This is a genomic window from Pseudonocardia sp. KRD291 (assembly GCF_019263595.1).
Taxonomy (GTDB): domain Bacteria; phylum Actinomycetota; class Actinomycetes; order Mycobacteriales; family Pseudonocardiaceae; genus Pseudonocardia.
This window is the reverse complement of sequence record NZ_JADQDD010000279.1, coordinates 1-7,957: the sequence shown is the minus strand read 5'-3', so window position 1 is coordinate 7,957 and position 7,957 is coordinate 1. Positions and strand designations below refer to the sequence as shown.

General features: G+C 74.3%; 8 protein-coding genes and 1 pseudogene. 5 read left to right on the top strand and 4 right to left on the bottom strand.

All coding sequences use genetic code 11. The features are described 5' to 3' along the window. The 3 genes from I4I78_RS26975 to I4I78_RS26965 form a co-directional block, all read left to right on the top strand. Positions 1-900 (top strand): acyl-CoA dehydrogenase family protein (locus tag I4I78_RS26975; RefSeq protein WP_218614311.1); only part of this gene is annotated, 900 nt, incomplete at its 5' end. Beyond that, positions 897-1,466 (top strand): adenylyltransferase/cytidyltransferase family protein, encoded by a 570-nt coding sequence (locus I4I78_RS26970; RefSeq protein WP_218614310.1) that lies wholly within the window; start codon positions 897-899, stop codon positions 1,464-1,466. The genes I4I78_RS26975 and I4I78_RS26970, both read left to right, overlap by 4 nt. Further along, positions 1,463-2,860, top strand: a complete 1,398-nt coding sequence (locus I4I78_RS26965) for an alkaline phosphatase family protein (protein ID WP_218614309.1) — start codon at positions 1,463-1,465, stop codon at positions 2,858-2,860. The genes I4I78_RS26970 and I4I78_RS26965 overlap by 4 nt, the downstream gene beginning before the upstream one ends. 37 nt (positions 2,861-2,897) lie before the next feature. On the opposite strand, the gene I4I78_RS26960 is transcribed toward I4I78_RS26965, so the two are convergent. Then, complete coding sequence (locus I4I78_RS26960; protein WP_218614308.1) at positions 2,898-3,497, bottom strand: ATP-dependent Clp protease proteolytic subunit; 600 nt, start codon at positions 3,495-3,497, stop codon at positions 2,898-2,900. Between the two features lie 199 nt (positions 3,498-3,696). Between I4I78_RS26960 and I4I78_RS26955 the strand changes: the two genes are divergently transcribed. Further along, positions 3,697-4,449, top strand: a complete 753-nt coding sequence (locus tag I4I78_RS26955; RefSeq protein WP_218614307.1) for a class I SAM-dependent methyltransferase — start codon at positions 3,697-3,699, stop codon at positions 4,447-4,449. Between the two features lie 46 nt (positions 4,450-4,495). Here I4I78_RS26955 and I4I78_RS26950 read toward each other — a convergent pair whose 3' ends face one another. Further along, entirely contained in the window at positions 4,496-5,539 is a 1,044-nt protein-coding gene (locus tag I4I78_RS26950; protein WP_218614306.1) for a sigma-70 family RNA polymerase sigma factor, read from the bottom strand. Between the two features lie 150 nt (positions 5,540-5,689). Further along, positions 5,690-6,523, bottom strand: coding sequence for a mycofactocin-coupled SDR family oxidoreductase (locus tag I4I78_RS26945; RefSeq protein WP_218614305.1), 834 nt, complete (start codon positions 6,521-6,523; stop codon positions 5,690-5,692). Between the two features lie 163 nt (positions 6,524-6,686). On the opposite strand from I4I78_RS26945, the gene mftR reads away from it, so the two are divergent. After that, on the top strand, positions 6,687-7,310 hold the full coding sequence (mftR, locus tag I4I78_RS26940) for a mycofactocin system transcriptional regulator (RefSeq protein ID WP_218614304.1): 624 nt from the start codon (positions 6,687-6,689) through the stop codon (positions 7,308-7,310). A 139-nt stretch (positions 7,311-7,449) separates the two neighbouring features. Here mftR and I4I78_RS26935 read toward each other — a convergent pair. Further along, positions 7,450-7,957, bottom strand: a pseudogene (locus tag I4I78_RS26935) (hypothetical protein); the annotation flags it as partial.

Below are 7,957 nucleotides of genomic sequence, written 5' to 3'. Positions count from 1 at the left end.
CTGGCCTGGACCGAGGGCGCGAACCCGGCGATCGAGCACTGCTCGGACGCCGCCCGCGGCCGCTACCTCGAACCCCTGATGGCCGGCGAGATCAGCGCGGCGTTCGCCAACACCGAGACCTCGGTCGGCACCGACGTCCTCGCGATGGAGACCTCCGCCCGCCGCGACGGGTCCGACTGGATCCTCGACGGCAACAAGGCCTGGATCACCAACGCGCACTTCGCCGACGTCCTGCAGGTCGTCGCCGTCACCGAGCCCGGCGCCGGGACCCGGTCGCTGTCGATGTTCCTGGTCGACGCGGATGCGCCCGGCGTCACCCGGGGCCGCGACATCCCGACGATGCTCGGCGACGGCCTCACCGGTGAGCTGCACTTCGACGGCGTCCGGGTCCCGGCCGAGAACGTCGTCCGCGAGGTCGGCGACGGGTTCGCCCTGGCCATGTCGTGGATCAACTGGCGGCGGCTGTGCCGGGGCGGCATGTGCGCCGGATGGGGCTACTGGCTGCTCGACCGCGCACTGGACCGGGCGAAGACCCGCCAGTCCGGCGGGCGCCCGATCGCGGACCTGCAGGCCGTGCAGCACCTGCTCGCCGACATCGACGCCGACATCTTCTCGGCGCGTTCGGCGTCGCTGGTGGCGCAGGCCGAGCTCGACGAGCTCGGCCCCTACGCCATCCCGCTGCACCACGACGCCCCGCGGCTGATCAGCCTGATCAAGGCCATCAACGACGAGGCGTTCTTCCGGGTCGCCGACAACGCCCTGCAGGTGCACGGCGGCACCGGGCTGCTGCAGAACTCGCCGGAGGAGAAGCTGTTCCGGGTCGCGCGGAACCTGAAGATCCCGGCCGGGACGGTCGAGATCCAGCGCAACGCGATCGCGCGCGGGCTGCTGCGCCGATGACGCCCGCCGTCGCCGAGCTGGGCTGCGTGACCGGCCGGTTCCAGCCGGTGCACGGGCAGCACCTGGAACTGGTCGAGCTGGCGCTGCAGCGGTGCGCGCACGTGCTCGTCGCGGTGACCAACCCGGACACCGGGGCCCGGCACACCGAGCCGACCTCGGCGCACCGGCACACCGGGGCGGCCAACCCGTTCACCTACGTCGAGCGGGTGTGGCTGCTCGACGCCGCGCTGCGCGGGGCGGGTCTGGCGGAGGCGACGACCGTCGTCCCGTTCGACCTGACCCGCCCGCAGGTGTGGGCGGAGTACGTGCCGCTACGGGCGCGGCAGTTCGTGCGGGTCTACTCGGACTGGGAGCGGGAGAAGGCCGACCGCCTGGGCGCGGGCGGCTACCCGCTGACGGTGCTCGACGGCGATCCCGCGGCGAAGGTCGACGCGACCGACATCCGTGCGGCGCTGACGTCCGGTGCGGGCTGGGAGGACCTGGTGCCACCCGCGGTCGTGCCCGTGCTCCGGGACCTGCTGTACCGCGTCCCGATGGGCGAGCGCAGCGCACCGGTCCGACGATGAGGGCGCCCGGCTACGGCGAGGGGCAGCCCCGTCTCGACGACGACCGCCTGCCGGTCGTCCTGCTCGTGCTCGACGGCCTGGGCGACCGTCCGGTCCCGGAGCTGGGCGGCGCGACCCCGTCCGAGGCCGCGGACACCCCGCACCTCGACGCGCTGGCCGCCCGCGGTTGCTCCGGGTGGCACGTGCCGTTCGGGTGGGGTGCGGCGCCCGCGTCCGAGCTCGCGCACTGGGCGATGTTCGGGTTCGCGCCGGTGCCGTTCCCCGGCCGGGCGGTGCTCGAGGCGGCCGGCGCCGGGCTCGAGGTCCCGGGCGCCACTGCCGTGACGCACGCGGCCCTGCGCACGTCCGGGGCGGGGGACGACGGCCGGGTGTGGATCACCGGGCGGGTCGCGCCGGACGACGGTGACGACGCGTCCGCGCTGCTCACCGCGCTGGACCCGGTGTGCGCGCGGCACGGCGCCCGGCTGCTGCCGCTCGGTGGGCGCGGGGAGTCGTTGCTCGTGCTCGACGGGCACCGCAGCGGCGCGGTCACCGACTCCGACCCGTTCTTCGAGGACCGGCACCCGTGGCTGCGGGTGCGGGCGTGCGAGCCGGGCGGTGACGTGCTCACGCTGCCCGACCCGACCGGTGCCGACCCCGCCGGTCCCGACCCCGCGGCGACGGCCGATGCGCTCACCTCGCTGCTGCTCGAGGCCCGCGCCGTGCTGCGCGCGCATCCGGTCAACGCCGCCCGCACCGCTCGCGGGCGACCGGCCCTGGACGTGCTCACCACGAAGTGGTCCGGGTCGCGGGAGGTGCTCCCGACGTTCGCCGAGCAGGTCGGGACGCCCGGCGCGGCGGTGACCAGCACGCGTCTGTACCGGGGGATCGCGAGCGTGCTCGGGATGGCGCAGCGCCACGTCGCGCCGGTCGAGGACCTCGCCGCCGATATCCGGGCCCGGCTCGCCGTCGCCGACGAGCTGATCGCCGGCGGCGCCGGGTTCGTGCACGTGCACACCAAGGCGACCGACGAGGCCGGGCACACCAAGGACCCCTACGCCAAGCGCGACGTCCTGGCCGCGCTCGACCGCGGACTGGGCGGCCTGGACGCGCTCGCCGGGCGCGCGGTCGTCGCCGTCACCGGGGACCACGCGACCCCGTCGACCGGCGGCGTGCTGCACACCGGGGACCCGACGCCGCTGGTGGTGGCCGGGCCGACCGTGCGGGCCGACCCGGTGACCGCGTTCGGCGAGGCGCACGCGGCGTCGGGCTGGTACGGCACGCTGCGCGCGGCGGAGCTGCTGCCGCTGCTGCTGGGACACGCCAACCGCCCGGCGTTCCTCGGGCACCGGCCCACCCCGCGACGCTCGATCGGCCTCCCGGACGCGCCCGAGCCGATGCCGGGCGAACCCTGACCGCGTCCACCCCGACCGTGCCCACCCTGACGGGACCTCAGCGCCCGGCGCGCGAGACCACCCGGTCGATCAGGCCGTACTCGATCGCCTCGGTTGGGGTGAACCACCGGTCCCGGTCGGAGTCGGCGACGACCTGCTCCACCGTCTGACCGGTGTGCGCGGCGATCAGCTCGGCCATCTCCCGCTTCTGCCGGGTGATCTGCTCGGAGCGGATCCGGACGTCGGACGCGGTGCCACCGAGCCCGCCGCCGGGCTGATGCATCATGATCTTCGAGTGGGCCAGCGCCGAGCGCTTGCCCGCCGCACCCGCACAGAGCAGGAACTGGCCCATCGAGGCCGCCGTCCCCTGCGCGACGGTCGCCACGTCCGGCTCGATCGACTGCATCGTGTCGTAGATCGCCATCCCGGCGCTGATCGACCCGCCCGGTGAGTTGATGAACAGCTGGATGTCGCGGCGAGGGTCCTCGGCCGCGAGCAACAGCAACTGCGAGCACAGGACGGTGGAGACCTCGTCGTCGACCTCCTGGCCGAGGACGACGATCCGCTGCCCGAGCAGGCGCTCGGACAGCGACTCACCGAAGGCCGCCACCCCGGTGGTGGTGATCGGCCGCAGGTCGTTGCGTGACGCGCGTTCCATGCACGTTCCCTCCTTGACGGGTGCGGGCGCCCTCGCGACGAGGCCGCACCGCGGGTGATGCGGTCCCGACGGTAGGGGCGCCACACGGGCTCCGAGGTGCGGGTTCACCAGGGGCGTACCCGTTTCACCCACGGCGAAAGTCCCGCCGGCGGCGAATCGGGGTGCGCGCGAGTCCCGGCGGTTGCCAGGATCGGCGACCGTGACCGCAACGATCGAGGACGTGTTCTGGGCCGCCCACGAGGGACTGCCCCGGGAGGCGCCCGGCTCGCCCGCCACGACGGCGCTGCTGCTGAGGCTGGCCGGACCGCTCCCGGCCGCACCCCGGATCGTCGACATCGGCTGCGGGACCGGCCCCGCGGCGCTGGCGCTGGCCGCGGCGACCGGCGGCGAGGTCGTCGGGGTGGACCTGCACGAGCCGTTCCTGGCGCGGCTGCGTGCCGCCGCGGACGCCGCGGGACTGGGCGACCGGATCCGGACCGTCCACGCGTCGATGGAGGACCTGCCACTGCCCGCCGCCGGTGTGGACCTCGCCGGGGCCGATCTCGTGTGGGCCGACGGCTCGGCCTACATCATGGGCTTCGACGCGGCGCTGCGGTCCTGGCGGGGGCTCCTGGCGCCCGGTGGCGTCCTGGTGCTCACCGAGGCCGAGTGGACGACCCGGGACCCCGCCCCCGGCGCCCGGGCGTTCTGGGACGAGGCCTACCCGGCGATGCGCGACACCGCGGCCAACGTGGCCGCCGCGCTCGACACCGGATGGACCGTGGCGGCGACCTACCTGCTGCCCGACTCCGACTGGGACGTCTACTACGGGCCCCTGGGCGCGCGCCTGGACGAGCTCGCACGCGCCGGCACCGAGCCGTCGATGCTGGCCGAGGTCCGTCGGGAGATCGACGTCCGGCGCGAGCACGGCTCCGACTACGGCTACACCGCTTACGTGCTGCGGCCGCGCTGACCCGTCACCACGCAGCGGCGTGCCCGGCGGGGCCCGGGCCGGCGGGTCAGCCGATCGTGCGCTCGAGCACCGAGGGGTCGTCGGCCAGCTTGAGCGGCAGGTCGAACAGCGCGAACAGGTCGGTGTTGAGGAAGTTGGTCAACCCGATGATCTTGCCGTCCTCGATCCGCAGCGCGTTGATCGACCAGGCCTCGAACCCGCCGTCCGGCCCGGTCGGCTTCCACTGCGCGAACCCGACCGTGCCGTTGAGCTCGATCGGGACCACCTTCGAGCCGCGGCACCCCTTGCCGGGGCCGGTGGTGATCCAGGCCATGACGTCCTCGCGGCCCTTGAGCCAGAGGTCCAGCGGCGGCATGTTCTGCTCGACGTCCTCGTGCAGCAGCGCCGTCAGCGCCTCCATGTCGAACGCCTCGAACGCCGTCATGTACCGGAGCAGCAGCTCGGTGTGCGCCGTGTCCATCTGCGCCGTGGTGCCCGGCGCGGTCTCGCTGATCCCGCTCTCGTGCAGTGTGGCCCGCGCCCGCTGCAGCGCGCTGTTCACCGACGCCACCGACGTGTCCAGCAGGGCGGCGACCTCGGCGGCCTTCCAGCACAGCACCTCGCGCAGGATCAGCACCGCGCGCTGGCGGGCCGGCAGGTGCTGCAGCGCCGCGACGAACGCCAGCCGGATCGTCTCCTTGGCCACCGCCTTGTCCGCCGGGTCCCCGGCCGGGGACGAGACGCGCGCGTCGGGCATCGGCTCCAGCCAGTCGGAGTCGGGCAGCGGCTCCCGGACCGACTCGGCGACCGGTGCCGACGGCCCCCCGAAGTCCATCGGCACCGCGCGCCGCTTGCGGCCGTTGAGCGCGTCGATGCAGACGTTGGTGGCGATCCGGTAGAGCCAGGACCGCAGCGACGAACGCCCGTCGAACTTCGCCAGGCCCTTCCAGGCCCGGATCATCGTCTCCTGGACCGCGTCCTCGGCCTCGAAGGCCGAGCCGACCATCCGGTAGCAGTAGCCGGTCAGCTCCCGGCGGTGATCCTCGATCCGCGCCTCGAGCGGACGCTCGTCGACCTCACCGGTGGGCGGCTTCACGGTCGGAGCGCTCATGGCAGATCCCCCTCGGAAACATCGCACCACCGGGGCTTCGGTGGGTGCGATGCCGAGTGTGCCGTGGACCACCGACAGAACGGGAGGTCTTTCCGACGAATCGACCGGAATCGACGGGTCACCGGTCGTCGCCGCCTCGTAGGACGGGGGCTACCGGATGGTGAACCCGGCGTCCACCGGCAGCGTGACGCCGGTGACGTAGCGCGCCTCGTCGGAGGACAGCCAGAGGATCGCGTTCGAGATGTCGACCGGGTCGACCCACGGCACCGGCAGCGCGTTGCTGGAGGCGAACGCGGGCTCGGCGGCCTCGCGGGTCGCGCCCTCCTCGCCGCCCAGGAACAGTCCCCAGGTCTTCTTGTTCTGGATCATCACCGTGTCCACGCCGGTCGGGTGCACGGTGTTGACCCGGATGGAGTGCTGGGCGAACTCGTTGGCCAGGGTCCGCATGATGCCGACGACGCCGTGCTTGGCCGCCGTGTAGTGCACCGTGTTCGGGACGCCCTTGAGGCCCGCGGTGGAGCTGGTGATCACGATCGAGCCGCCGCGGCCGCCGTCGATCAGGTGCGGCAGCGCCGCCCGGCAGGTGTTCCAGACGCCGGTGAGGTTGGTGTCGATCATCTCGTGCCAGTCGTCGTCGGTGATCTCCAGCGCGGGGTGGATCTCGAAGATGCCGGCGTTCGCGCTGACGATGTCGAGTCGCCCGAGCTCGGCCACGCCGTCGTCCACGGCCGCGCGCAGCGCCGTCGAGTCGCGCACGTCGGCGACCCGGGAGACGACGCGTCGGTCCAGCTCCTCGACCAGCCGGACGGTCTCGGCCAGGTCCTCCTCGGTGGCCGGCGGGTACATGCCGACGCTGCGCACCGGCGCGCAGAGATCGATCGCGATGATGTCCGCGCCCTCGGCGGCCAGGCGCAGCGCATGGCTGCGCCCCTGGTTGCGCGCGGCCCCGGTGATCACGGCGACCTTGCCCTCGACCCTGCCCATCACGGTCTCCTCCCGTTCTCGGGTCCCGCCGTTGGAACCTCTGCCAACAACCGTACGGTCGGTAGACGGGTTTGTCTTCGGCCCGCGACGACCCGGTGTGCCGACGTGGGATGCTCGACCCGAGCCGCCGTGCGGGCGGGTGGAGCGGTTGGGGACGGCGGAGATGTCGGCGACGACCGAGGACGAGGCCACCGGGGTCCGGCGGGCAGGCCGTCGTCCCGTCACATCCCGGTTCGAGATCGAGCACATCGCGCTGGAGATGTTCAGCGAGCAGGGGTTCGACCACACCACCGTCGACGACATCGCGCACGCAGCGGGCATCGGCCGCCGTACGTTCTTCCGCTACTACGCCTCGAAGAACGACGTGGCGTGGGGCGCGTTCGACGAGCAGCTGCTCGCGATGCGCGCCACGTTCGCCGCGCTGCCGCCGGACGTCCCGATCCTGCGCGGGATCCGGTCCGCGGTACGGGACTTCAACCGGGTCGAGCCGCCGGAGCTGCCCTGGCACCGGCGCCGGCTGGAACTGATCCTGCGGACCCCGGCCCTGCAGGCCCACTCCACGCTGCGGTACGCCACGTGGCGGGAGGTCGTGGCCGACTACGTCGCGATCCGGACGGGTGAGCCCGCCGACGCGCTGATCCCGCAGAGCGTCGCGCACGCGTGCCTGGGGGTGTGCATCGCGGCCTACGAGCGCTGGCTGGCCGACGACGGCTCCGGTCTCGACGAGCTTCTGTGCGAGGTCTTCGACTCGTTGGAACGGGGCTGGGGCGCCGCCGACCTCGGATGACGGCCGGGTGCGGCCCGCTCCGGCGACCCCTTGGCCCCGAGTTCCGAACGACGAACGACGAACGGCGCTCCGGCACGACGTGCGTGCGGGAGCGCCGTTCGGGCGGGGCGACCGTGGTGTCGCCGCCCGGCGTCGGGGGTCAGCGCACGGTGGAGGCCACTGCCGGGGTCGCGGGCGTGCCGGGTGCCACGCCGGGCTGCAGGAACCCGGCCGGAGCCGCCGGAGTGGCGACCTGGCCCGGCAGGGCGGGTGCGGCGGGCGCCGTGACCTGGCCCGGTGCCGCGGGCTGTCCCGGAACCGCCGGGGTCGCTGGCGTGCCGGGGACGGCGGGCTGGACCGGGACACCGGGCTGCGCCGGGACGGTCGGGGCCTGGACCTGCCCGGGGACGGCCGGGACACCGGGCTGTCCGGGGGTCGGCACGGTGGGCTGGGCGACGGTGCTCGCCTGGGCCTGCCCGGCCACGGCCCCCTGAGGCGCAGCGGGCGCCTGGAGCGCCGCGGGTGCCTGCGGGACGGCCGGGACCGCGGGCGCGGCCGGGGTCTGCGGGACGGCCGGAACTCCGGGCGCGGCCGGTGCCTGCGGGACGGCCGGAACCGCGGGCGCGGCCGGGGCCTGGGGCAGGGCCGGTGCCTGTGGCGCGCCCGGA